The organism is Candidatus Aminicenantes bacterium, assembly GCA_026393855.1.
GTDB lineage: Bacteria > Acidobacteriota > Aminicenantia > Aminicenantales > UBA4085 > UBA4085.
In genome coordinates, this window is sequence record JAPKZJ010000106.1 from 1 (window position 1) to 2,115 (window position 2,115).

The 2,115-nt window shown below is 65.2% G+C and carries 2 protein-coding genes; both read right to left on the minus strand.

What is annotated here, in order from left to right; translation table 11 throughout:
- Positions 1-831 precede the first annotated feature (831 nt).
- Positions 832-1,212 (minus strand): NTP transferase domain-containing protein, encoded by a 381-nt coding sequence (locus NTZ26_12765; protein MCX6561372.1) that lies wholly within the window; start codon positions 1,210-1,212, stop codon positions 832-834.
- On the minus strand, positions 1,209-2,115 hold a 907-nt coding region (locus tag NTZ26_12770; GenBank protein ID MCX6561373.1), incomplete at its 5' end, for an XdhC family protein. The genes NTZ26_12765 and NTZ26_12770, both read right to left, overlap by 4 nt.

Genomic DNA, 2,115 nt, shown 5'->3' on the forward strand with positions numbered 1-2,115 from the left:
GTCAGGGCCACGGCCAGCAGTGCGATCATCGCTTTCTTCATGAATTTCTCCTCCGTAGCGGAAATGCGGGTGGAGGCGAAACCTCTCACCACACTCATTAGACGAAGAAGGTAAAATTATTCTTCCCGATTTTTTATCGAGCCTAAGCAGTTGATATCAGGTGTTTTATATGTTTTTGTCCCATTTCCGGGGCCTGCGTCATGGAATCCGGCCCGGCGGCGCGGGTTTTTCACGCCTTTTTTGCGCTACTCGCCTCGGCCCATGCAGCCGAAGGCGTTTACCAGCGCCCTCCTTCGAAGGAGGGGCTGGGGTGGTGATATCAATTAAAACAGAAGTGTTCGGCGCCTTCGGAATTTAAAACATCCCTCGGCGCCCGCAGCGTTTCGCAGTCCTCGTCGGGACGTCGCTTCGATCGTTCCCGCGAGGGTTGGGTTCCCTCGAAGAGGTTCGCAAAAAAGACTAAACCCGCGCGGTTTCGCCGTCGGCCGGATACCATGCCGCCTAACCACCCTCCGGAAATGGGAGAAAGCCCTTTCGTTCAAACACGACCACAGACGGCCTACCCGCCCCTCAATCTGAATCGGGGTCGCGCCCGGCGGCTCGGCGGAAATCGTCCGGAGTGTCGATATCGACCAGGATGCCCGCTTCGTCGACCGGGATGCGCAGAACATCTCCGGCGCAGACCGGCGGCCGGATCGAGCCTGGAGACTTCCTCCCGGTAGGAGAGATCCAGGAGCAGCGGGTGGCCGCCCTTGCCCCCGAAAACCGGGCAGAGGAGCCCTTTGCCCGAGGCTTGGCGGGCCTGGAGGAGGGCGGCGAAGACCGCGGGCGTCAGATCGGGGTGGTCCCCCGGCACGATAAACGCGGCGCCGGGGGCCGAAGGAAGCGCCGCCAAGCCCGCCTGGACCGAGGACAACATGCCCCGTCCGGGATCGGGATTGACGACGATCTCGACCGGAAATCGGCGAACCAGCGGCTCGATCCGTTCCCGGCCGAAGCCCAAGACCCGATCTCGACCGGAAATCGGCGAACCAGCGGCTCGATCCGTTCCCGGCCGAAGCCCAAGACCACGATTGTCCGCTCGATCGGGGCGCCCTGGACGGAGGCCAGGACCGTCTCCAGGATGGTGCTCCCCCCGTACGGGAGAAGCAGTTTGGGGCGGCCCATCCGCCTCGATTCACCCGCCGCCAAGACGACGGCAGAGAATGTCATAATCGTCCGCTCCGGGCCGCCACGAGCTCGGCCGCGATGCTGACCGCGATCTCTTCGACCGTCCGCGACCCGATCGGCAGGCCAATCGGGGTCCGGACCCGGGCCCATTCCTCCGCCGTCGCCCAGCCTTTGGCCAGAAAGGATTCCCGCAGGAGGGCCGTCTTGCGGCTGCTGCCGATCATCCCGATATAGCGGGCCCGGCCGCGCAAGCAGGCCCGCAGGGTCTCGGCGTCATGGCGATGGCCTCGGGTGACAATGACGATAAAGGCGTTCCGGTCGCTCCGGAAGCGGGCTGTTTCGCGGGCGATGTCGCCGAGGATGAGGCGGGATGCGCCCGGGATGAGGTCGGGACGGAGGAGCCCGGGACGGTCATCGATGATGATCGTTTCGAATCCCAAAAAGTCACCCAGTCGGGCCGCGGCCCGACCGACGTGGCCGGCCCCAGCGATGACCAACCGGGGCTTGGGGAAACGAGGCTCGCAATAGAGAAGCCCCTTCCCGGCGGGAACGAGCTGCGGCCTTTTTTCCGCCCAAGCGGTTTCGACGGCAAGGGACGCCGGCGAGGATCGACCGCGCCTGGATTTGATCTGCGATGAAGACAGCCAGCTCCGTCTGACGGCGACGCCGCCGACGGAGGGCTTGATCGCGGCCGTCAGGACTCCCGAGCCGCGGCGCGACCCGGCCCGCAGGAGTGCGGCCAGAGCTTCCCGGCTTTGCTCCGGCCGAGCGTCCAGAAGAATGCGCATGCGTCCGCCGCAGAGGGCGTCGGCGTCTTCGGAATAATCCGCTCCCAGATCGAAGGAGAGAATCTGCGAACGCCGGGAGCGAAGGGCGGCCACGGCGGCTTCGAAGACATCGGCTTCGACCCGGCCGCCTCCGACCGTCCCCGCCGCCAGGCCTTCC

Bases quoted from the DNA above. Each gene is read 5' to 3' on its own strand.
- NTZ26_12765 (MCX6561372.1), bottom strand. From the start codon at position 1,212: ATGACATTCTCTGCCGTCGTCTTGGCGGCGGGTGAATCGAGGCGGATG.